The following is a 22,711-nucleotide window of genomic DNA, read 5'->3' as shown; positions in this document are numbered from 1 at the left end:
TAACGGCAGAGGCAAGACCTGGACCAGATGAGAGATTTCGTGAACGAATGGCGCCTGCCGACTGGCTGATGCAGTTTGCAGCAGCCGAGCTGTTGAGAGCTTTGGCTTCCTCTACGCCTTCGTCGAAAAGGAGCCTCCGAGGAAGGGAGGGGAGGGGCGTTTAGAGCCCCGACGCTTTGGTGAGGTTGACCCGAAAACGATCGCGCCGGCGCTGGTATTTGCCGGTCATCTCCGGCGGACGTGTGGCCAAGCTGTTTATAGACATAGCGCTCGACCCTCAGCCGGCGTGCGCGGCGATCTTTCGGAAGGCAGCTGGAAAGGCTGTTTGCCGGCCATTCGAGGCGCGCCCGCCTCGCCTCCTCGACCGGATGGATCTGAAAGCCCCATGGCGACCGCCGTTTGTCGCGTGCCGGTCGCCGTTTGCATTGCCAGCAGTCATGCGGGCCACGCTCGCAGCTCATTCGTCGCCTGCGAGGCCGTCGAACGCCTCAAGCAGCGCATCGACAATCGCCTGGCCGAGCGCCTGTGCTGTCTCACCGATTTGGGCTTCGCTTCCGTTGCGGACGGCGGTGGCGAGTTCCGAACCCTGATCCGTCAGGATCGCATTGGCCCGATCGATCGCCCATTGCGCGAAATCATCCCGGCTGTCGATGATCCTGGTTTCCATCAATGCGCACTCCCGCGTATAGGATTTGTTTAGCCTATTTGGGCGCCAGTCTGGACAGGACTCGGCCCCCGATCATTAAAGCGCACCTATATACGGTGCAGCCTTCAAATCGTGAACAGCGATGCGCTTCCGGACTCCAGCCGCGCGCCATGGTCAAACGTCACACGGTCGAATTCTCTTACGGAAGGCCCTGCAGCGCCACGGCCAGAACCTATTGGACCAGGGCTACCGATCTTTATCGGGAAGCAGGTAACCGTAAAGCCTTTGGCCGGAAGCTGGTCGAGGTTGGTTAGTTTTTCGAGGTGGCAATAACCGATCTCGGCTCCCGCCTTGTGTCCTTCCCAGATGATGCTGGCGTCGCCGGTTTCAGCATAACGTTTGGCGGTGAAGGGAAAGGGGGCATCCCAGCTCCATGCGTCCGCGCCGGTCACCCGCACGCCGCGTGAGGTCAGGAAAAGCGTGGCCTCACGGCCCATACCGCGCCCCTTGCCCAGATAGGCCGGGCTTGCCAGCTTGCGATATCCGCTCAGCTATCGGGATCTTGAAGAGATGTTCCCGTGAACGTGGCTTTGAGGTCGATCACAGTACGATCAACCGGTGGGTTCTGGCCTATGCGCCGATGATCGAAAAGCGGCTTCGCCAGTTTCGCCGCCACATTGCGGCTCAATCCAGGTTGACGAGACTTATGTCAAGATCCGCGGCAAATGGAGATGCCTGTATCGGGCCATCGACAAACACGGCAACCCGATGGATTTCCTGCTGATCGCAAAGCGATTGCAGGTCTCCGCGGAAGCGGACCGGCAGGTTGAGCATATGCTCGTTGATGATGCTCTAGAGCCCTCCCGGAACTCGTCGGACGTGAAGAAACGTTGACCCACAATTCGGTACCTGACAGGCCAGCGTTCCTACCTGGTACCGGCGTCACCAGTTGTAAACGTCCCTGCTACCAAGGAGATCGTCCTGTTGGAACAGGTCGCCAAAGCCGTATTCTTCCGATCAGGCTGCGCAAGCTATGAAACTGCGCGCCCAGGCTCGCTACGTCTCATGCCAGCAACACAAGGATCTACGCGCCGATTACCAAGCCATGCAGGCGATGAATGTTCGACAACACCGCGCCTACGTTTGAGAAATCCTTACACGCGTCGAGCAGCTTCAGGCAGACATCAACGGATCAGCCGCCAGCTGAACAGGTAGAGACTATGTAGTGGCGGGAGTCGGCCGAAAGCGTTGTTCATAAGCCGCAATGAATGTGTCCGGAATGGGTTCGCTGAAGAAGGGGAAATCCATCACTGACAACACGTCCGTCCTTGGCCGGACTGCACAGTCATCGAGCGCAGATCGCCATCCGGTGCCGAAAAAGAACACGCCGTAACGCGCCGCGAGCTCCGGCACCACAGGATGTAGCATGCTTAGGAAAACCGAAATCTCCGTTGCATTAACCCCGGCCACGTTTCTTGCAAAACCCGCACCGTCGAAGAAGGCATCTATAGCATCGAGTGCAGCCCATATGCGTGCCTCATGCATGGCTTCGGAATATTGTTCAACATCACGCATCCGCTCAGGATTTAGGTTGTCCACCGTCAGCTTTGCATTGGATCCGGTATGCTTGCGCAAAGCGGTTTCGAAGATCTGGATGCGAGCTGCCGCCCGAACCAGCCCTTCGATATTAAAATCGTTGTCGTCGCTGCCAAATGCTTTGGCAATGCGCGCTAAATAGTAGCGCAGCACGTTCGGATCGATATCTCTCGCCACCTCGTCGGCCCATATGGCGTGGTCACGACCTGTAGAAAATTTTGCCCCTTCGAGCTTATAATAATCTTGAATCGCATGATTGTGTGGAATTGGATATCCTCTTGCCAGCAAACTGGCGGTAACACCGACTGTGTAATAAAAGCGGTTGTCCTGCCCCATGAAAAATACGAGTTTGGTGTCACGGCTGCGCATGGTGTCATCATAGTCGGCGCCATTCTGCTTGCAGATGCGTTCTATCCCCGTATCGAAGCACCATAATCCTTCAAACCAAGTCAGTAAGGTCTGGCCTGCCACTTCTGCCGGGGCGACCAGAGTCACCCCGCGGTCGAAATGGCGCGACATAGGCAACGCCCGCAATTCCGTCCGAAGCCACTCGATTTCTTTGTGTTTTATGGTGTCTGGCCATCCACTGGTTTCGATAGCGCGATCCAGCGTCGGGGCAAGCCGCTCGAAGTTGAAATGCGCCTGCCGGATCGGACGTAGCGTTAGGGCATGGCCGCACGGTGTGTGGACCGGATTGCGGAGCAGACTGTGCTGGATTGCAAGGCCGCAGTTTTCACAAAGGTTGCTGTCGGTCGCGGCGTTGCAGGCCGGGCACTTGCCGACGGCAAGCGAGTCCGCTGCAAACTCGTTACACGACTCGCAATAGAGTTGCTCGGCGTCCCGCAGCTCGATATAGCCTGCCGCATCGAGCTGCTCGTAGATCGCAAGGCTACGCTGTTTGTGCTCTTCACTTGAGGTCCGGACAAATACGTCCGGAGCAATATGCACTGCCCTCAGACACTGCAGGATTTCGTCGATGTGCATTTGTGCGACATCATCGACCAACCTGCCAAGCTTGCGAGCCTTCACCAGCGTGTAGGTGCCATGCTCGTCCGCACCGGTTACATGATAGGCCACATGGCCGATCATGCGCTGATAACGCACGAAAATGTCGGCAAGAAGGTACACGCCGCCAATATGGCCAAGATGCAATTTACCGTTTGGGCACGGCGGGGCGGGGCATACGAAATAGGTTTGTCGGTTCTCGCTCACTTCAATCCCACCATATCGAGAGGAAGTTCAGACCCATTTCGGGGTCGGTATTTCTGATGGCATGCAGCTGGTGAGGCGCTATGTAGAACAGCATCGCCCCGTCGACGGGGGTGGTTTCGCCGTCTGCTTCGAACAAGCCGCTGCCCGAAATCAGTACCCACAGTTCGTGCTCGTGGTGCGAATGAAGCTCTACCGCACCGCCCGGCACAACCTCCACAAACGACGTGCCGAAGCCCGTCGTAACGGGCTGCGGGAGATGCTCCAGTAGCCGGCAAACAAGAACGCCATACTCTTCGCGCATTATTGAGCGGTCGATCAGTTTCGTGTACATGCCTCGCTTCCGCTCCGTGAGCTCAATCGCGATAGAAAATGCCGTTTGGAGGCTTAAGGTTTTCGAGGTCTGACACTTTGTTCTCGGGCGGATTATAGGCGCGCTTGAGCGCGTTATATTCGGCCCGCGTCGGTCCACCGGTTGAAGCGCGCTGGAACACCAAGTAGAGCACCCGCCGCGAACGGTCGCTCTTGTTCGGTAGCGAGTAGTGCGGCGCGTAGTCGTCGAAGATGAAGACGTCACCAGCCTTCCACGACACTGGTTCCCATGAGAACGTTTCGGCCACTTCAGGGTCGATCACACCACCGGCATCCATGGGGAACACTCCTTTCTTGTGGTTGCCAGGGCTGAAGAAAAGGCCGCCGTTGTCCGGGCCAGAATCGTCGATACCGATCGCAGCTATTGCATGAACCATGCGATCAGGCAGCTTGTGCGGGATGTGGTAAATGTCCTGATGGGGGCGATAGCCACCGCTGTCGGGATACTTGAAGATCAGCAACTCTTTGAGCCTGCGTGTATCTTCCTCCAGCAGCGTCTCGACGACCGACTTGATGCGCTGATCTGCAAGGAGCAAATCGCGTAGCTGATCGTGGAAATCGAGAAAGTTCTCGACCTTAGAGACGATCTTGCGATTCTCGGTCGTCTTCTCAAACCACATGAGCCATTTATCATCGCTGGTATCCCAGCGTGAAATATCTTCAACAATATCAGAGATACGTTCCAGAGCGGCGGGATCGAAGAACCGTTCGAGCGTGACGTATCCGTCTTTCTGCCACTTTTTTCTTTGTGCTTCAGTCAACATGCGAAAAACTTCCGTTTGGAAAGAATGATTTTGTCGGACATTCCAGTCGCGGCACTCGGGCGCAGGTCAGGTTGTGGGTCCACGGAGAGGGTACTGCATGGGATGTGGGACGGGACGCTACCCGGGCAGTGCGTTCCGCTGCGGGCGGATTGCAAGGCTTTGTTGTTCCTCCTCAATGGAGAGACCGTCCAGGCTCGTAAAGATCTGTCGATCCGATAAGTCTGCATAATATTCACGGCCGAGCATGCTATTGATGATGCGGCTGTTCCGGTTGGCAACCTTTCTCGCCTGACGCAACGCAACCCGTGCGCCACGCGTATCTTTGCCGCAAGTTCCCGTCCCAGTTGGGCGATCAGGGCGGGCACGTCAGCGACATGAGCTCCACCGATGTTCCAAAAACGGGTATCGTCGGGGAAGCTCGGCGCAGGACGGCCAACGTCAGGCCCAGCCGCGTCCAGGGCTTGCCGAAACTGGGCCGGATCAATCGCCTCATCTGGTCCAGCCGCGACACGCATCGCTAAAGGCCGATACCATCCGTTGACGTCCGACCCTGCCATGGCCGCCAGCGCCACCGCGCTCTTTCGAGTGAGCGACCTGGTAGGGGCTTGACGACCATAGGGGAAATGCACGCCCCCAGAATAATGCGATGCGCCGTTGGATCCGAAGGCTTGTTCGGTCACGATGATTTCGGAGAAGGCTCCGGCCTTCGCCGCAGCGGAGGCAGACATCATCCCTAGGATGCCACCGCCAATGATCAGTAGCCGACGAGTCATATCCCACTGCCCATTTCTTCGGCTACGGGGGCGGGCCAGCTCTCAATCGAGGTACGACTGATGAAACCAGGATGCTCGGGTTTCGCGCATGGCGCGTGCCCCAGAAGGCTGTCGAGGATGCGACGCGCGCGCCATGCCAGTAGGCTGAGGTTCGGATCAGCCAGCCCGCGCTGCCCGAGGCTCGCGTTTTGTGCGAAGATGCGTCTGTCACGCGGTCCGTCCCAGCGCACCGAAAAGTCCTCGCCAATAGCCAACTCATCGTCGATCTGCTCCAGCCGGTCAGCGATAGGTTCCAAGAAGTCCGGCTGCGCGTTATGGTAACCAGTAGCTAGGATAACGATGTCGGCCGTAACATCTGCGACATCCTCCATGCCGCGCTGCAGGGTCAGCCTGTGACCGGCCCCGGCGTTGATGCAGCGCGAAACGTTGCAACCCGGCCGCAATGTGATGTCGCATTGGTTTGGCTCGAGAAATGCGTGGCGGTACAGCGCCTGATAGATCGCGCGCAACGTGCTTTCCGAAATGCCGTCCGAGGCAAGCACGAAACGACGCAGGAGCAGCTTGCGCTGCGACTCGCTCATCCCCGCGAAACGATCCGAAAAGCAGGGCATGAACAACTCGTTTGTGAACGGGCTGTTGTCGAGAGGCAGGTAGTTTTCACGCTGCGAGACCCAAGTGATCGAGGCAGGCCGTCGTTCTTTCGGCAGGCCGACAAGGTGCAACAGCACCTCGGCTCCCGACTGGCCTGCGCCAACCACGCAGACATGCTTTTTCCGCACCTCAGGATGGATGTCCAGTAAAACGGATGAGTGGAACAGGTTGCGTCCAGTCCAGCCCTGAAACTGAGGCGGAATTTGCGCCTGCTTGCCAATGCCGATCACGACGTTTCTGGCGCCGAGAACCGCGTTATCCGTCCGCACCCGAAACTCCTCGTCAAAGCGGATTTCGCGCACCGTCTCGCCGCCACGGACAAGTGGGTTCCTATGAAAGGCCCAGTTGAGGTATTGCTCGAACTCAGCTCTGAGCACGGCTTCGAACTGTGCGTTCAGGAAGTGGTACAGACGTCCGTTCTCATAAAGGTAGTTTATGAAGGTGTAGGCTGATCGCGGATTCACCAGCGTGACCAGATCCTTGAAGTGGCTGACCTGAAGCTCCGAGAAATCGAATGCGATGCCTGGATGCCAGCGTAAGTCGACCTGCCGATCCAGGAACAGTGCCCCTTGCCCAACTTGCTCATGCATTTGACACGCAAGACTCAAATTAGACGGCCCAGCACCGACCCCAATGCAAGAGAGCTCCACTTATCTTGCTCCTATAGTGTTTCCCAAAGGCACCATGCTCGCGGCCAAAAGTGGCCATAGCGATTGGGCCTACGCCCCCTCGCGGGCATTCTCTCGAGCTGCGGTCCCCGGATGTGCGACTATGCCAAAGGCCTGCGCGCCTCCAAGGCCTTTGGTCTCAAGGTCGGCAATATCGACAGCGGGAGCGGCGTCATCCGGGTCCAGCACGGCACCGCTATTTGATGCTGTGGCGCAGCTCTTGCGCATCTTATGGGCTACTGTCGGCTGCCCAGACCGCAGGAATGGCAGTTTCCCGGCCGCGACGGAAGGGGCCCTATCCATATGTGCAGGTCCTGTATTCGGCCTTCCGCTGGCTTGGCGGCACCCGAGCACGGTCTTCACGGCGGCGACGGCATTTTCGGTGGGCGTGATCATAGGACTATGTCTCGGTGATGCGTTCGAAGATCTCGATGCATGGATCGTGCCGGAGAAGGAAATTTGTCAAAGCAATAAGTTAGCGGATTTGCCATTCCGTCAGAAACCTTGCATCGTCGGAAATCCGACATTGATCGGATAGGAGCCGCCTCGCGGCGGTGCCCCTCCCACGCAGCGGCATATGGGTCACTTACCGCGACGGTCGACCGAATTAAGCTTGGGCAGAGACATAGAGGCGGGGAAGACCGAGGTCGTCGAAGTAAAGGTCGCGCAGAGCCTGTTAGACCGCCGGGTGTCCTGCCATGCACCAGAACCTCGTAGGCGAACCGGCGGCAACCGCAGCACTCGCGGCGGCGGACTTGCGCAAGCCGGCGACTGAAGGCGGCGGGCTCCGTCAGATCGGCGATCTCGCCGAAGAAGTTCAGTCTGCCCGCTTATAGGCGGCCTGTTGTTTTCCAGGAAGAGGCGTCTAAACAGACGCGACGGGACGCGCACCCGGCAGAAATTCAGCGCATGCCGTCAGGCGAGACAGCACGATACGATGGAGGTGGGGATGACGTTGACGTTCTGGCCCCAACGGTGCAGCACCGCGATGAGCCGATCTCGGCGCCGACATGCTTGCGTGCGGCGCCTATCGTGCGCAGCATCGCGGCCGCCGCCTTGAACAGAATGGCGTACCGCAAGCGAGGTTCCCGCAGCTGCCGTGGAGCTGAACGTCGAAATCAGCGAAATCCCGTGCGGCCGCTGACGGAGTCCGAGGAGTATCGTCCACGTCCGCCATGCACCTGGAGCGTCATACGTTGGCGATCGGTGGCGCGAGACGTGACGGCCCGGCTCAGTGACGGGGAAGGGCAAGGACCGACTGCTCTGATTTGCGGCCCGAGCTTGTCGGCCGCTCAATCGAAAGCGTCACTTGAGGTGGAAGCTCTCCCCTGTGCAATTCGAGCACACGTTCATCCAGTTGCTTATCTACCGACGTGAGACGATGGTTCATACGAAGGTAGTCTGTCCAGGTCGGCGTGTGGAATGTCTCTGTCCATTGCAAAGGCTTCTGAAGGTTGCGCTGGAGCGTCCAGTGCCGAGCACCGACGCGGCTGTGTACATGCCGGCGCTGGCGCATGAGATCGAGGAAAGCCTCAAGGTTTTTCTCCGGTATCAGATACTCGACTTTGACCACGATGGGACCGCTTCTCGGCTTCAGATCAAGCGCGACCGCGGGAGCGTCGAATTCCTCCAAAGGGTCGGGCTCGGACTCGCGGCGCTCACGGAGGGGAAACAGGGCCCCGGCTGCAGCGACCAGTAGGAGAGCTCCAGCCGATCCTTCCAGCGCCCAGGTGAGGGAATGGTTCTCGGCCACCGTGCCCCACACCCAGCTGCCGGCCGCGATGCCGCCATCTATCAATGCATAGTAGATCGAGATCGTGCGTCCAACGACCCAGCGCGGGCTCGCCAGCTGCACGCTCACGCCAACCCCGGACCAGGCGGTGACCCAGCCCGCGCCGCCCAAGGCGAGTGCAATTGCCGCCACCGCAATGGAAGAGGTCAGTGCCAGGGAAAGGGAACACGCCGCGCAGGCGACGCAGGAGAGCCTCATCAGGCGTTCTTGCGACAGGCTACGTCTGAATGTGCTGTTGGAGATGCCGGCGAAGACGGCGCCTGTCCCGAAGCCGGCCATCAGCGAGCCGTAGGCAAGCGGGCCTCCTCCCAGCTGATCGCGGACAACCAGCGGCAGCAGCGCGAGTATGGCGATGCTCGCCAGGCCAAAGAGGGTTCCGCGCGCGATCGCCGCCTTGATTTCCGATGACATCGCCGTGAAGCGCAGCCCGTCGTAGATCGCCGTCCTCATCGACTCGCGTGGAAGAGGTGACGAGCGAACCTTCCACTTGCAGCGCCATATGGCGCCCAAGGGTACCAAATAGGTGAGCGTGGTCACAGTAAAGGCCGCCAGAAGCCCGAACGAGGCAACCACGATGCCGCCGAGCGCCGGGCCGACGGTTCGGACAGTGTTGAAGCCAACGGAGAGCAAGGTCACGGCAGCGGGAACGTCGCGTCGGTGCACGATATCTCCAACCGAAGCTTGCCAGGCGGGATCGTTGAGAGCGCCGCCGCATGCGATCAAGAAGCTGAAGCCGAGGATCATCCACGGACTCACAAAGCCCAGCGCCACGGACGCAGTGAGCATCGCTGAGGCCATCACCATAAGGCAGCGGCCGGCGAACATGACCCGGCGCCGACTGTAATTGTCGGCGAGAGCCCCGGCGAAGACGGACAAAATGAAAGCCGGCAGGTTCGATGAAGCCTGCACCAGCGCAACCATCAGATCGGAAGTCGAAATCGTTGCCATCAGCCAGCTGATGGCAACAGTCTGCATCAACCAGCCGAGACTGGAAACCTGGGTGGCGAGCCAAATCGAACGAAAGGTCGGCTGCATGAGTGGCGCAAACGTCGTTGGCACAGCAAAGTCTTCATCTGAGCCAGCCACCCTACTCATCTTTTTTGCGAGCCTTTGCTTTCCGAATATCGGCCGCGCTGTCTCGCATGTAATCCCGACTGGATCGTGGCGGCCGTGGGGGAGGGACCATGCCGATGGGAAATTATTTTAACGCGTCGACGCTCCGTTCAACGTCGAGCGGAACGAAAGCCCGGACGACGACAGCAGGAGAGCCAGCCGCCCGCAGAGGTGCTCAGGAATGGTTTAGATTATCCCGGAGTTCTTCGGTTGCCGAAACTTCGATTATGCGCTGATGCGTTGGGATAAGCGAAGTGTTGTGACACAATTCAGTCAAAGCCAATGGCCAGATGCTTGCCGATCCTGCGGACGCCCTCACAGGGATGCGGGATAAGCGGCAGCTGAAGCCGTTCAGGTGGTGTCGTCCAATGCGAGCTTCGACTTCGCTGTTTGATTGCTCAGGAGGAGCCTGCAAAGGGAAACGGGAGCCTCTTCCGATCCTTGCGATGCCCTTGAACTCGCTTTCGTGGAGAAGCGTGGTCGCCAGTCCAGCCGTTTCCCAGTGAACGGCAAACCGCCGCAAAACTGTCACTCACTGCCATGTGGCGGCATTCCTCTGCAGTCTCTCGAACACAAAAAGCTTGCCTTTACGAACGCTGTCTTCGAGTGGGCTCGCCATCGCCAAGTGCGCCGCAATCGCGCTGGCCAGCATGCAACCCGTCCCGCGCATCGACGCGGCAAGGCGGGACATGTCGAAGTGGATCGGTTCTTGTTCGTGGCGCAACAGAATATCGGTAGATCGGGGTCCCGCTGCATGGCCGCCCTTGATCAGAATGGCCTGCGCGCTGGCGGCCAAGAGTTCCTGGCCTTGCCGCACCGCGTCTTCCTCATCAACTGCTTGCTCCGCGCCGATAAGGAGCGCCAGCTCGATGAGATTGGGTGTGACCAGACAGCAAAGCGGCATCAGATCACGCTTCATGACCGCGACGGCGCCGGCTTTCAGGAGCGCCCGGCCTGACGTGGAGGCCAGCACCGGGTCGAGTATCGCCGGCACGCTCGGATTTTCGCGCAGCACGGCGGCAACGGCAACGATGATCTCTGCCGTGGCAAGCATGCCGATCTTGATGGCCGCCACCTTGTTGGCCTGCAGTGCAGCCGTCATCTGATCGGCCACCAGGCCGGGTTGCAGATGATGGACGTCCATGACGGCTTCGTGCGTCTGCACTGTCAGCGCGGTGACAGCAAGACAGGCGCGCACGCCAATGGAAGAGATCGTCTCGATATCGCGTGCAATTCCGGCACCTCCGCTGGAGTCCGACCCACCAACGACAAGCACATGCGGTTCTCGCCTCAGCGCCATGGCGTTGTCTTTTCGATCCATTCTTGCGTGCGCGCTACGGGGTCGTCGTTCAGCGTGATGTCGGTCACCACCGCCGCGCTGTCCGCGCCAGCCGCGAAGATACTGTCGAGCCGGTCGGGGATGAGGCCACCGATGGCGACCAGGGGGATCGGCGCGACCCGGCGCTTCCATTCGCCGATCCGTTCGACCCCTTGCGGGCCCCATCTCATCTTCTTCAGGATGGTCGGGTAGATGGGGCCGAGCGCGATATAGTCCGGTTCGGCGGCGAGGGCCGTCTCGAGTTCGGCGTGATCGTGGGTCGAAAGTCCAAGCTTCAATCCGGCGTACTTAATCGCCAGCAGGTCGGCCGCAGCCAAATCCTCTTGGCCGAGATGGACGAAGTCGCAGCCTTCCTCAATGGCCAGCCGCCAATAGTCGTTGACGATCAGTTGGCAGCCATGGACCGCGCAGACGTCGCTCGCGCGGCGGATTTCCGTCCGAAGCGTGGCCTCGTCGTGATCCTTGATGCGCAACTGAACCAGCTTGACACCAACCGGGACCAATCGTTCCATCCAGGCGGCGCTGTCTACGATCAGGTAGAAGGGATCGAGCTTCATGAGAAGACGGCCCTGCCGAATGTCGGCGTCGATGGCATGGCGACTTCGCGCGGTTCGAGCATTCCCGAGCCGAAGGCTTCGCGGCCGGCATCGACCGCCTGGCCGAACGCGCGCGCCATGCCGACCGGATCAGCTGCCCTGGCGACCGCCGTGTTCAGGAGCACGGCGTCAAAGCCGAGTTCCATGACGGTTGCGGCGTGCGACGGCCGTCCCAGCCCCGCATCAACAATCAGCGGGACGCCAGGGAAATGTGCGCGCATCGAGCGCAACGCTGGAATGTTGATCGGTCCGAGGGCGGAACCGATCGGCGCGCACCACGGCATCAAGACCTTGCAGCCTACCTCCAGAAGCCGCTCGGCGACTACAAGGTCGTCGGTGGTATAGGGGAATACTGAAAAGCCGTCCTCGCACAGGATGCGGGCGGCTTCGACCAGGCCAAACACGTCCGGCTGCAGCGTGTCGTGATTGCCGATCACTTCGAGCTTGATCCAGGTCGTCCCGAATACTTCGCGCGCCATTTTCGCGGTGATAACCGCTTCCTTGACGGAGTGGCAACCAGCGGTGTTGGGCAGGATTCTTACGCCGAGCGCGCGGATCAGCGACCAGAATTTTTCGCCAGCCCGGCCGTCCGCCATCTCGCGGCGCAAGGAAAGGGTCACCACCGCCGTGCCCGACGCCTTGACCGCATCGGCAAGGATTGCCGGCGAAGGATATTGAGCGGTGCCGAGAAGCAGGCGCGACGGAAGCTCGGTTCCATAAAGCTCTAACATGATCTAGCCTCCCTGCATGGGCGAGAGGATTTCGACCCGGTCGCCATCGCTTAGCTGGAACTCCGCCCGGTTGGCTCTGTGCACGAGGTCGCTGTTGACGGCCGTTGCCAGCCAATCGCCCTCATAGTCGAGCGCGGCAAGCAGCGCCGCCAGCGTAGAGGCGTCAATCTCAAGCACTTCGCCGTTGACGATCAGTTTCATTCGCAAGCTCCATGGATTTGTCGTGATTGACGAGAATTTCGGCTGCCCGGCGCGCCATGGCAGGCGCCAGAAGAAAGCCGTGGCGATAAAGCCCGTTGATCGCGACCGTGGTTCCAAGTGCTTCGACACGCGGCAGGTTGTCGGCAAAGGCCGGACGAACGCCGACACTGGTTTCAACGATCTCGGCCTCGCCAAAGGCCGGATGGAGGCCATAGGCGGCACCCAGAAGCTCCATCATCGAACGCGCCGTGACTGGTCCGGCGGACTGGCTTTCAATCATCGTCGCGCCGATCATGAAACGGTGGTCGGTGCGCGGCACCATGTAGAGCGGAAAGCGCGGATGCAGCAGCCGGACCGGGCGCGACAGCGAGACATCAGGCGTGCGCAGGATCAGCATCTCGCCGCGAACGCCACGCAGCCGGTCGTCGTCCGCTGCCATTCCCGTGCAGTCGATCTGACGATCGAAACCGGAACCATGCCGCGCGTCGGCGCCGAAGCGGAACTCGACACCCATGGCTGCGAGCTTGTCATGAAGTGCTACCATCGCCTGGCGCGGGTCGAGATGAGCCTCATCGGGGAAGAGCAATCCGCGTCGGAACCGGCCGGCGAGGTCGGGTTCCAGGAGCGCAATTTCGTCTTCATCGACATGTCGGTGACCCGACGTGCGGCTGGCGAACCGGTCGAGCTCCCCCGCATCGCGCGGCGCGGCCACAACCAGTGTTCCGGCCCGTGTCACCTGACCGGGCAGTACCGCATCCCACCAGTCGGCGGCGTCGCGTCCGAGATCCAGCACCGGCTGCTCGGCGCTTTCACGCTCGCACCACGGCGCCAGCATGCCGCCGGCGAACCACGACGCATTGCCGCCAAGGGTATACCTGGTCTCGATGACGGTGACCGCCGCGCCGCGCGCCGCGAGTTCGAAGGCGGCGGTGAGGCCGGCGACGCCGGCCCCTTTGACCAGCACCCTCATGACGGTTCCGGCGCGTCTGGTATGAGCGGCACGCCGGTCTCGTCAGCTGGCATGTAGAGATTGCCGCCCTCGCGGTATTTCGCCGCCATCGCCGCCATGCCTTCCTTCTGCGCCTCGGCGCGGATGTCGTGGGAGATGCGCATGGAGCAGAATTTCGGTCCGCACATCGAGCAGAAATGCGCCACCTTGTGCGCCTCCTTGGGCAAGGTCTGGTCGTGGAAGGAACGCGCGGTTTCGGGATCGAGCGACAGGTTGAACTGGTCTTCCCAGCGGAACTCGAAGCGCGCGCGGGAAAGGGCATCATCCCTGACTTTCGCTGCCGGATGGCCCTTCGCCAGGTCGGCGGCATGGGCGGCGATCTTGTAGGTGATCACGCCGGTCTTGACATCGTTGCGATCGGGAAGGCCGAGATGTTCCTTCGGCGTGACGTAGCAGAGCATGGCGGTGCCGAACCAGCCGATCATGGCAGCCCCAATGCCTGAGGTGATGTGGTCGTAGCCCGGCGCGATGTCGGTCGTCAGCGGCCCCAGCGTATAGAACGGCGCCTCGCCGCAGACGGCGAGCTGCTTGTCCATGTTCTCCTTGATCTTGTGCATCGGCACGTGGCCGGGCCCCTCGATCATCACCTGGCAATCTTTCGCCCAGGCGATCTTCGTCAGCTCGCCCAGCGTTTCCAGTTCGGCAAATTGCGCCGCGTCGTTGGCATCGGCAATGGAGCCCGGACGAAGTCCGTCGCCGAGCGAAAAGGACACGTCATAGGCGCGGCAGATGTCGCAAATCTCGGCGAAGTGCTCGTAAAGGAAGCTTTCCCGGTGATGGTGCAGGCACCATTTGGCCATGATCGAGCCGCCGCGAGAGACGATACCCGTGACCCGGTCGACGGTCAGCGGGATATAGTGCAGCCGCACGCCGGCGTGGATGGTGAAATAGTCGACACCCTGTTCGGCCTGTTCGATCAGCGTGTCGCGGTAGACCTCCCAGGTCAGATCCTCGGCGACGCCGCCGACCTTTTCGAGCGCCTGATAGAGCGGCACCGTGCCGATCGGCACTGGCGAGTTGCGGACGATCCAATCGCGAATGTTGTGGATGTTGCGGCCGGTCGACAGGTCCATCACCGTATCGGCGCCCCAGCGGATCGCCCACACCATCTTTTCGACCTCCTCGGCCATCGACGAGGTGACCGCCGAATTGCCGATATTGGCGTTGATCTTGACCAGAAAATTGCGGCCGATGATCATCGGTTCGCTCTCTGGGTGGTTGATGTTGGCTGGAATGATCGCGCGTCCGCGAGCCACCTCGTCGCGCACGAATTCGGGCGTGACGAAATCGGGAATCGCCGCGCCGAAGGCTTGGCCGTCGCGCTCAAGCTTGCCGCGTAGGACCTCGCGTCCAAGGTTCTCGCGGATGGCAACGAACTCCATCTCGGGCGTGATGATGCCGGCGCGCGCGTAGGCAAGCTGGGTCACCGCCTTGCCGGCTTTGGCCCTGAGCGGCCGGTTGCGAACGGGGAATTCCGGCGTCAGGCGCTCGCCCGCCGCAAATCCATTGTCTTCCGGCCGGACGTGGCGGCCGTCATAGGCTTCGACATCGCCGCGCGCCGTAATCCATTCATGGCGAAGCCGGGCGAGGCCCTTGTCGATGCTGGTTTCGACAGTCGGGTCCGTATAGGGGCCGGACGGATCATAGACGGTGACGGGCGGTTCACCCGCCGTCGGATGGACGGAGATTTCTCGCATCGGCACTTTGATGTGCGGGTGGAGGACGCCGGACTTGTGGATTTTCCGTGAGGCAGGCAGCGGTCCCGTCGACACGGCTGGGGTGAGGGCATTCATCTTGAGGCTCCTTTGCTCATGCATTGGAGACCCAGTTCTGTGCCGGAAGGATGAAAAGACGCTTCTGTCGACCTGCCGAAACAGGACCTCGGGCGTAAACTCCCGCAAAGCGCTTGCACCGTCCCTACGCCAGTATGAACTGGATCAGGTTCAACGGGTCACTGCGCCGCGAAAGCCAGCAGTATCTCAGCCCCTTGCCGGGACTCCCCTGGTGAATGCTTGGAATTGAACGGGCCGGCGCTATTTTGTCAAGCGCCTTCGAGATGCGGCGGTAGGCCGCCTACCAAACCCAGGGAAATGCGCGCGCAGGTGTCGGCGACAAATCACGCCCCGGAGACCTAAGCAGGGATAAGGGGATCGCCGAACCGTCGGGCTGAAAGATCGATCCTTATGAGGATCACGCCTGCAATCGGCACCAAACGTTTGCGCGTAGATCTGCCCTGCCTCCGTCATTGGTCAGCCCGGCGAAATCCTTTCCGCGGCCGCGGTTCGACAGGTGGCCACCATTTGGTGAAGGAAACGGAAGGGCATATTGGCCAGCCGCTCGGGCATGTCGATCAAGGCGTCAACCTGCTGCCGGAATTGAGCTGCAGAAAGGCGATTTCTTCGGGAAGGTCCCGTTCGAAAGGATTGCGACAACCGCGCTGCCACGGAACGGTCGTCGAGAACATCGCTAAGCTGTCCAAGGCCTCTGCTGTGACTTACTGGAGCATGCCGTTAGCGACGAGCGGAAATCCATTGCCGCGCTTACGGGGCAACGCGGTCGAGAAAAGCATCGAATGCGGCAGCAACAGCGCGAATCACAAAGCGATGCTCCTGCCGCAGAGCCGAGGCGTGGCCGCCCTAACGATGACGCTTACGGCCTGGGCCATGCTCCAAGAGCCGGACGCCCGACCTTCGCTCGTGAATATGTCGGCGTCAGTGGCGCGTCTCGCCTGACGTATCGAGACGGTGCCGCCGCAAGATGTCTCAATCTCGAGGTTTCATAGCAGACTACAGCCGTCGATGTTGAACGAAATTGTCGCGTATCGAACCAACGAACCATGTCCGAAACGCTTGCGTGTCGTGCTCAGTTTGACCCTCAAAGCAAAAAAGAAAGGAGCGCGACGAAGGTGCGCCAGCCAACTTGAGTGTCAGCGCGTAGCGACGTCTTCAGCATGGCACGTCACTTGCTCAGTCAACTTTGGAAGCCCTTGTGACGGTCTGCCCCACAACAAGTGGAAGGTGACTATGGCGATTGGCTCAGAAGTGCTGAATTCCCCGGGGCAACCGACTTTCGCTGAAGATCTGCGTCGAGGACAGCACGCCGAGGCATAGGAGTTGCAGTCATAATGAAAATCACGAGCCTTCTTCTCGGTTCAGTTGCAGGCCTGATCGCAGTTTCCGGTGCTCCCGCCGCCGACGCGATCGCCGTCGCTGAGCCAGATCCGGCCGAATACGTCAATATCTGCAACGTCTACGGCGCTGGCTACTTCTACATTCCCGGCACCGAGACCTGCCTGCGCATCGGCGGCTATGTCCGTTATGACATCGGCGCGGGCGATACGGGATCGTATGGCGCAAGAAACTCGAATGCGAGGATTGGCGTGGATCAAGGTACATGGCGAAACAACACGCGCTTCACGTTCAAAACTTGGACCCGTCAAGAGACCGAACTCGGCATGTTGAAGACCTATGCCGAAACCCGCATGAACTTCGGCAATCGCAAAACTTCGAGCCCGGACAGTCCTCAGAACTATTCCTTCGATACGGGCATCTCGTTGACCTCCGCCTGGATCCAGCTTGGTGGCCTCCGAGTTGGTAAGGATGGGTCGGCCTTCGATGAATATATTGGCCACGCCGGGAACGTCCTCAATCAAATTCTTTTTCCGTACGGCGACTTCGATACAAACGTGGTTCAGTACTACATTGACGCCAGTAATGGCTTTTCAGCTGTGGTTTCACTCGAAGGAGGCTCGGGCGTAGTCGGCACTATCGACAGCTATGTTCCGCACGTAGTCGGCGGCGTGAAATACACACAAGGCTGGGGCGCGATCACCGGCGTTGTCGCTTATGACAGCAACTACGAATCGGTTGCCGGCAAGGTCCGCGTCGATGTTAATGTCACCAACGAATTGTCGCTGTTCGGAATGTTCGGCTTCGGCTCCAATGGCGAGCTCAACGATGACGCCACTAACGCAATCGACGCTCATGGTCGCGGTTACAAAATCTGGGGCGGCAGTTGGGCTTTCTGGGCCGGCGCTACTTACAAGTTCAACGAGAAGACTTCGTTCAACCTTCAGCTCTCCGGTGATCAGCTGAAGAACTATGGCGTGGCTGCAAACGTCGCCTATACGGTCGTTCCAGGTTTCTCGATCACAGCCGAAGTCGACTATGACGACTACGGCAACTCCGGTGTAGGCATGATCGACACTTCCAAGTCGAACTTGACTAACGCCGATAAGAAGAACAGCGTCGGCGGCATCCTTCGTTTCCAACACTCATTCTAATCGAATGAAAAGCTGCATCTCCATGGTCCGATTGATATGCCCGCTTTACGCAATACACAATTCATCTGCGGTGGCGACACCGGTATAGGCAAGACCAAGATCATCCGTAAATTCCTGCGCAATCATCCGGCCTCGATCGGGGCACAGGCATCACCAGCATGCCCGTCGTGGCCATGCAGATGCCGGCCGAACCGCTGGAACGGGACGTTTATGGCGGACTTCTTACCGCGCTCGGCGCACCAGGGCCGATGACGGACTCCACCTATCGTCTGGAGGAGGTTTGCAGGAGCCTTTTGCGCAGCATGGGCGCCCGCATGCTGATCATCGACGAAATCCACGCGATGCTTGCCGGCAGCTTCCCGATCGATCCAGCAGCGCCTTGACCGACGACGGCTGCCATTGGCGAGCGCCACGCGGCGTGCGTTCATGCATCCGTTCCAGCTGTGCTCCGATCTCGACCAGTGTGAGATCCGGATCGGCGAGCGCAATGCCGGCGACCAGGGTCATCAGCCGGTCTTCCGCCGGCCGGCGAGGGGCGCGTTTGATCAGGGCGGGTTCGGCGATGCGTTCGCGAACAAGCCGATGCACCGCGCGCCGCAGCCGCTCGATCGTCCAGCTGTGTCCTTTTCGGTTCAGAACTCGCACCACGTCGTCCCTATGCTGCGGCCGCAACCGCCGCACGGTCGGAAACCAGGTCTGGGCGGAGGTGATGAGACCGTCGAGATAGGCGCGCTCCCGCGCCGCCGCGATCGCCCGAACAGCTTCAGGCCGGCGTTCGCGAAGCCCCGGGTTGCCAGCCAGCCTGCCGCGCGCCTTGGCCGCCTTCATGCCCGCCTTGGTGCGTTCGGCGATCAGGGCGCGCTCAAGCTGCGCCACCGCGCCGAGCACCTGCACCGAGAACATGCCTTGCGGCGTCGACGTGTCGATCGGATCGCGGAGCGAGCGGAAGTGCGCCCCGCGTCTCAAGCTGTTCGATCACCTCCAGCAGATGGCTGACCGACCGGGCGAGGAGGTCGAGCCGTACGACGACGAGGCCGGCGGCGATCTCACGCATCAGCTTCGCCAGCAAAGGCCGGGAGTGCGAAGCGCCGGATCCTTGCCGCTGGTGAAAGCATATGGCAGCCCGCGGCCTTGAGTTCGTCGACCTGGGCGTCGGGCCGCCTTGGCTCCGGTCAGGGCCCTTCCTTAGACTAGGTGTTTTTGACCGGCTTGCTGACGTCGGCCACGCCCCTAGTTCCGAGTGCCTGGAATTGCTTGGCCTGCTCCACAAAGAGTTCGACCCGTTTGCGCAAGAAGGTCGACTGCAGCGCGATAAACTGCGACGGCAGCTTGGCGCCAACCAGCGCCTGCAGATGGGAGAGGTCTGCCTCGGCGTTGGCCCAAAATGTAGCGATCGCCTTCAGCGGCAGTTCGATACCGACCGCCGTTGTGTTTTCGAAGATAGTCTTGACCATCTTCTGGGCGTCTTCAGCGCCCGGCGTCACTCTGAGAAGAGCTCCTGTCCACTGCTCGACCGTTTCGGCGACCAAATGCAGCTGATCGGCCGCTTTGACAGGGTCAAATGCGGGAAAGTGGATAATTTCGGCGTCTTTATCTTCGGACTTGACCATTTCGTTATCCTTCTGGTCAGCGATCTCTCTGACGTTCACGGGCTCCTTTCGCCTTTGGCAGGCGAAGCGCCGATTCGTCCGCCGCTCGTGGTCGTCTCTGCCATTGTTCTCTATGACGGCCATGAAACGGGCGGCAATGCGCAAGGACATTTCAACTGTAACATAAATGGCGAAAAATATGACAATTATAATTGATTAAGTGTTCTATACGTGTTTTGACTCGATATTGCGATTGCGTTAAATTCTGCAATATGTTGTCAGGAAGTTTTATATAAACTTTGCAGCAGAAAGCTACCAATTGCTGTAACGTTTACTCCACTTCTGGGTCCAAGCTGCCAAGCCATCAGAATTCCAATTTGCTGCCCTGGCGCCATCGTTTGGACAGGGAAGACTTATGGTTTAAGAAAGCACCTCCAATTCCATGGTTGCTTTCAAAACCCCAACGTGGGCTCTTATCGAGAACGTTTCCTGCTGTGTTCAGGAAGGCTGCGGAGCCATTCTCGAGGCGGAGAATGGAACGGAGTTTGTCGATTTTCTCTCCGCCGCAGGCGTGATGCGCATTTGATAAGTGCCGCAAATCAATACACGGCGAGCTTGGACGGTAGCCCGCCGCGCTCGATGCCATGGGCGACGTGCGCGGCTGCCCGGTGCTCGACACCGGCCACTCGCGATCTGAGCTTGGTCTGGGCGAGGTGGCACAACGATCTCACTGACCGACCGCACCTGACCGCATCAGCCATGCAGAGCCCAACAAATAGGAGACAAAGCCATGCTCGAACGCAATCACAACGAGGAGGCCACGGCCACCGTCGCGGGAATCTCGGCGCAGTATTACCGCATCGCACTGGTGTTCCAGGGCGGCGGCGCGCTCGGCGCCTACCAGGCCGGCGTCTATCAGGCGCTGGCCGACGCCGGTTGCGAGCCGACCTGGCTGTCCGGCGTCTCGATCGGCGCCATCAATGCCGCCATCATCGCCGGCAACGAGCCGAGCCGCCAGCTGCAGCGGCTCGAGCAATTCTGGCAGACCATTTCGGGCCGCGACATCTGGGCCTATAAGCCGGAAGGCGACTTCTACCGCGACATCCGCAACCGCACCTCCTCGTGGATGACGATGACCATGGGCCAGCCCGGCTTCTTCAAGCCGCGCAACCCCAACCCGTGGTTCCAGCCGCCCGGCGCCGATGGCGCGACCAGCTTTTACGACACCGCCGAACTCAAGGACACGTTGGAGAGCCTGATCGACTTCGAAGTGCTTAACAACGGCAAGAAGCGGCTCAGCGTCGGCGCCGTCAATGTCAGGACTGGCAACTTCGTCTATTTTGACACAGACAAAGTGCGCATCGGCCCGGAGCACATCATGGCGAGCGGCGCGCTGCCGCCGGCCTTCCCGTCGATCCGCATCGACGGCGAATATTACTGGGACGGCGGCATCGTCTCCAACACGCCGCTGCAATATCTGCTCGACCAGAAAGAAGACCGTTCTGCCTTGGTGTTCCAGGTCGACCTGTTCAGCGCTCGTGGCGTGCTGCCACGCAGCATGCCCGACGTGCTGTCCCGCCACAAAGACATTATGTATTCGAGCCGTACACGCCAGAACACTGACAACTTTCAGCGCATCCATGCGCTCAAGATGAAGCTGCTCGACGCGCTGAAGCGCGTGCCGCCGGACCAGCTGAAGGACGGCGAGAAGGAATTGATGGCCGACTATTCCGACGCCGGCATGGTCAACATCGTCCACCTGATCTACCAGCACAAAGGCTATGAGGGTCACGCCAAGGACTACGAATTCTCCGGCACGTCGATGCGCGAGCACTGGGAGACAGGCTTGGAAGACACCCAGCGGACCTTGCGCCATCGGAAGTGGCTGACGATGCCAACCAATGTCGATGGCGTCGCTATCCGTGACCTGCAGCGCGAAGACCCGACCTGAGATCCTTGCCGGCGCTTCGCCAGATTGACGATCCCCAACGCGCACACTTCAGATGCATAGGTTTTCTGGGTCTAGGTCTATCTGTTCGCGAAACAGGACTGGGCGAACAGAGTTTCGTAGGTTGGCCGCGCTGTACCGGGCGAAAATAGAAGGCCGATCTGGTGGCTGAGCTAAAAGCAGGGGTCCTGTTGGAGATCGGTGATAACGACTAAGCGAAAGTTGAAGAGGGAAGCCTTCGAGGCGATCCAAAGCGTCGTGGAAGGCATTTACCGGGGTGTCCGACGCGCCCATTTCGGCAGGATCGATGAGGAAAAACGGATGCGCTCCGCTTCACCGTTCGCGCCGCGATCCCGGACCTTCACCCGGCTGACGGGCACCGCCCCGCTTTCTATCAGGAGATCATCAAGGTCCTGATCATTATCGCCGCCGTAATTGCCGACGTTTATCGCCAGAAGAGCCGCAAGGTCTGATGCAGCGGCGGCTACTGCAGATTTCACTAAATTGGGACAGCGTTTCAGTAAATCGCGGACAAGCGAGCTGTTTCCCCTGAGGCCCGACTGCGGAGAAGGGTGAGCAAGCTCGAACGTGCCCGAGGGCAGGGCGTTTGCCTGCGGGATGGTCAGAACGCAGGGGGCGCTGGTGTTCATGGCCTGTCCTACGCAGTATCATCAGCGTTTAAGACGGCACGGACGAAGCGATCACTAGTCTTACCGACAATGGAGTTGACGAACTGAGGCAAATGCTTGCCCATGCCCGCCACTCGACCAATGACTAGAACGTTTCCTCGAAGACTTCGTCTCAGACCCAGACATCATCGCACGCATCAAAGCGAAATCTCTGCGGTAACAATCGGACGCTTACACCAGACCATACTGCCGCAAGCTGCTCAGCGCGTTCCAGATGCTGTTCTTGACCAGGCCGACTCTCGGTATTTTGCCGACATCCTTATGCAGGCAGAGCTCCCTTAGGACACGTATATTCGACTCTGACCCTGAGTACCGACGTACCTTGCATTGCCCCCTACTGCCGGGTTTGTCGTGTCCGCGACACAGTGATGTCTGGCTGGCGTGCCGCCGCGCTCTCAGTGAAGCCATTGAATAATATGCAGAACACTTTTTCTGGGTCGATTCCTGTGCAGTTGGCACGACTCTTGATGTTCGTTGTACGGGGCAAAAGCCGCCAAATGGCATCACTGATTTATCCTATTTGATCTCTAGGAAAGGAGACAGCAATGAAGGTCGATGTGTTAGACTATGGTGTGACCGAATTGGCTCCAGAAGAAGCATCCGCAATTTCGGGCGGGTGGGGTCTTTTGGGGGGTATAGTTTCCGTAGTGGTGGGGCATGTAGCCCTTGCGGCTTCGACTATAGGGGGAGGGCCGGTGGGCTCTAAGATGCACGGTTAGAACATTAGTGTGCAAACTAAACAC

Annotated in this window: 19 protein-coding genes, 5 pseudogenes and 1 riboswitch; of the genes and pseudogenes, 5 read left to right on the top strand and 19 right to left on the bottom strand. The window is 59.8% G+C overall.

Annotated features, from left to right (window positions below):
• Positions 1-160: 160 nt before the first annotated feature.
• From AC04SI_RS23685 to AC04SI_RS23675, 3 genes and pseudogenes are all read right to left on the bottom strand, one after another.
• A pseudogene (locus AC04SI_RS23685) lies at positions 161-272 on the bottom strand (integrase); the annotation flags it as partial.
• 185 nt (positions 273-457) lie between these two features.
• Complete coding sequence (locus tag AC04SI_RS23680; RefSeq protein ID WP_488474977.1) at positions 458-667, bottom strand: hypothetical protein; 210 nt, start codon at positions 665-667, stop codon at positions 458-460.
• Between the two features lie 104 nt (positions 668-771).
• Positions 772-1,155, bottom strand: a pseudogene (locus AC04SI_RS23675) (hypothetical protein); the annotation flags it as partial.
• 25 nt (positions 1,156-1,180) lie between these two features.
• Between AC04SI_RS23675 and AC04SI_RS23670 the strand changes: the two are divergent.
• Positions 1,181-1,525: pseudogene (locus AC04SI_RS23670) on the top strand (DDE-type integrase/transposase/recombinase); the annotation flags it as partial.
• 339 nt (positions 1,526-1,864) lie between these two features.
• On the opposite strand, the gene AC04SI_RS23665 reads toward AC04SI_RS23670, so the two are convergent.
• The 13 genes and pseudogenes from AC04SI_RS23665 to thiC all read right to left on the bottom strand — a co-directional run bounded on the left by AC04SI_RS23665 (position 1,865) and on the right by thiC (position 15,253).
• Entirely contained in the window at positions 1,865-3,454 is a 1,590-nt protein-coding gene (locus tag AC04SI_RS23665; RefSeq protein WP_488474976.1) for a class I tRNA ligase family protein, read from the bottom strand.
• Position 3,455: 1 nt separating this feature from the next.
• The gene (locus AC04SI_RS23660; RefSeq protein ID WP_488474975.1) at positions 3,456-3,785 is read right to left on the bottom strand and encodes a cupin domain-containing protein; all 330 of its coding nucleotides are present in this window, start codon (positions 3,783-3,785) and stop codon (positions 3,456-3,458) included.
• Positions 3,786-3,807: 22 nt separating this feature from the next.
• Entirely contained in the window at positions 3,808-4,587 is a 780-nt protein-coding gene (locus AC04SI_RS23655; RefSeq protein ID WP_488474974.1) for a phytanoyl-CoA dioxygenase family protein, read from the bottom strand.
• Entirely contained in the window at positions 4,581-5,360 is a 780-nt protein-coding gene (locus AC04SI_RS23650; RefSeq protein WP_488474973.1) for an FAD-dependent oxidoreductase, read from the bottom strand. Before AC04SI_RS23650 ends, AC04SI_RS23655 begins: the two co-directional genes overlap by 7 nt.
• Positions 5,357-6,601, bottom strand: a complete 1,245-nt coding sequence (locus tag AC04SI_RS23645; protein ID WP_488474972.1) for a lysine N(6)-hydroxylase/L-ornithine N(5)-oxygenase family protein — start codon at positions 6,599-6,601, stop codon at positions 5,357-5,359. The genes AC04SI_RS23650 and AC04SI_RS23645 overlap by 4 nt, the downstream gene beginning before the upstream one ends.
• Before the next feature lie 824 nt (positions 6,602-7,425).
• Positions 7,426-7,752 (bottom strand): annotated as a pseudogene (locus tag AC04SI_RS23640) (transposase); the annotation flags it as partial.
• 158 nt (positions 7,753-7,910) lie between these two features.
• A complete protein-coding gene (locus AC04SI_RS23635; RefSeq protein ID WP_488474971.1) occupies positions 7,911-9,566 on the bottom strand; it encodes an MFS transporter in 1,656 nt (551 codons plus the stop codon).
• A 550-nt stretch (positions 9,567-10,116) separates the two neighbouring features.
• Entirely contained in the window at positions 10,117-10,884 is a 768-nt protein-coding gene (locus AC04SI_RS23630; protein WP_488474970.1) for a hydroxymethylpyrimidine/phosphomethylpyrimidine kinase, read from the bottom strand.
• Positions 10,875-11,480: a thiamine phosphate synthase gene (locus tag AC04SI_RS23625; RefSeq protein WP_488474969.1), complete on the bottom strand. Its 606-nt coding sequence runs from the start codon at positions 11,478-11,480 to the stop codon at positions 10,875-10,877. Before AC04SI_RS23625 ends, AC04SI_RS23630 begins: the two co-directional genes overlap by 10 nt.
• Positions 11,477-12,250: a thiazole synthase gene (locus AC04SI_RS23620; RefSeq protein WP_488474968.1), complete on the bottom strand. Its 774-nt coding sequence runs from the start codon at positions 12,248-12,250 to the stop codon at positions 11,477-11,479. Before AC04SI_RS23620 ends, AC04SI_RS23625 begins: the two co-directional genes overlap by 4 nt.
• A 3-nt stretch (positions 12,251-12,253) precedes the next feature.
• Positions 12,254-12,451: a sulfur carrier protein ThiS gene (gene thiS / locus AC04SI_RS23615; protein ID WP_488474967.1), complete on the bottom strand. Its 198-nt coding sequence runs from the start codon at positions 12,449-12,451 to the stop codon at positions 12,254-12,256.
• Entirely contained in the window at positions 12,420-13,421 is a 1,002-nt protein-coding gene (gene thiO / locus AC04SI_RS23610) for a glycine oxidase ThiO (protein ID WP_488474966.1), read from the bottom strand. The genes thiS and thiO overlap by 32 nt, the downstream gene beginning before the upstream one ends.
• Entirely contained in the window at positions 13,418-15,253 is a 1,836-nt protein-coding gene (thiC, locus tag AC04SI_RS23605; RefSeq protein WP_488474965.1) for a phosphomethylpyrimidine synthase ThiC, read from the bottom strand. The genes thiO and thiC overlap by 4 nt, the downstream gene beginning before the upstream one ends.
• Before the next feature lie 103 nt (positions 15,254-15,356).
• Positions 15,357-15,473, bottom strand: a riboswitch (TPP riboswitch).
• Positions 15,474-15,760: 287 nt separating this feature from the next.
• Between thiC and AC04SI_RS23600 the strand changes: the two genes are divergently transcribed.
• The 3 genes from AC04SI_RS23600 to AC04SI_RS23590 all read left to right on the top strand — a co-directional run bounded on the left by AC04SI_RS23600 (position 15,761) and on the right by AC04SI_RS23590 (position 18,125).
• Positions 15,761-16,192 (top strand): hypothetical protein, encoded by a 432-nt coding sequence (locus AC04SI_RS23600; protein WP_488474964.1) that lies wholly within the window; start codon positions 15,761-15,763, stop codon positions 16,190-16,192.
• 392 nt (positions 16,193-16,584) lie between these two features.
• Positions 16,585-17,742: a porin gene (locus AC04SI_RS23595; RefSeq protein ID WP_488474963.1), complete on the top strand. Its 1,158-nt coding sequence runs from the start codon at positions 16,585-16,587 to the stop codon at positions 17,740-17,742.
• Between the two features lie 158 nt (positions 17,743-17,900).
• Complete coding sequence (locus AC04SI_RS23590) at positions 17,901-18,125, top strand: TniB family NTP-binding protein (RefSeq protein ID WP_488474962.1); 225 nt, start codon at positions 17,901-17,903, stop codon at positions 18,123-18,125.
• Here AC04SI_RS23590 and AC04SI_RS23585 read toward each other — a convergent pair.
• Positions 18,064-18,896, bottom strand: a pseudogene (locus AC04SI_RS23585) (recombinase family protein); the annotation flags it as partial. The gene AC04SI_RS23590 and the pseudogene AC04SI_RS23585 sit on opposite strands and share 62 nt — an antisense overlap.
• A 36-nt stretch (positions 18,897-18,932) precedes the next feature.
• Positions 18,933-19,496, bottom strand: a complete 564-nt coding sequence (locus AC04SI_RS23580) for a phasin family protein (RefSeq protein ID WP_488474961.1) — start codon at positions 19,494-19,496, stop codon at positions 18,933-18,935.
• Positions 19,497-20,121: 625 nt separating this feature from the next.
• On the opposite strand from AC04SI_RS23580, the gene AC04SI_RS23575 reads away from it, so the two are divergent.
• Positions 20,122-21,282, top strand: a complete 1,161-nt coding sequence (locus AC04SI_RS23575) for a patatin-like phospholipase family protein (RefSeq protein ID WP_488474960.1) — start codon at positions 20,122-20,124, stop codon at positions 21,280-21,282.
• A gap of 266 nt (positions 21,283-21,548) precedes the next feature.
• On the opposite strand, the gene AC04SI_RS23570 is transcribed toward AC04SI_RS23575, so the two are convergent.
• Positions 21,549-21,929, bottom strand: a complete 381-nt coding sequence (locus tag AC04SI_RS23570; protein ID WP_488475032.1) for a hypothetical protein — start codon at positions 21,927-21,929, stop codon at positions 21,549-21,551.
• Between the last annotated feature and the right edge of the window lie 782 nt (positions 21,930-22,711).

The sequence above is a fragment of the Mesorhizobium sp. CNPSo 4689 genome, from assembly GCF_057784325.1.
The sequence above is the reverse complement of the archived record's forward strand: the minus strand, read 5'-3'. Positions and strand labels throughout refer to the sequence as shown.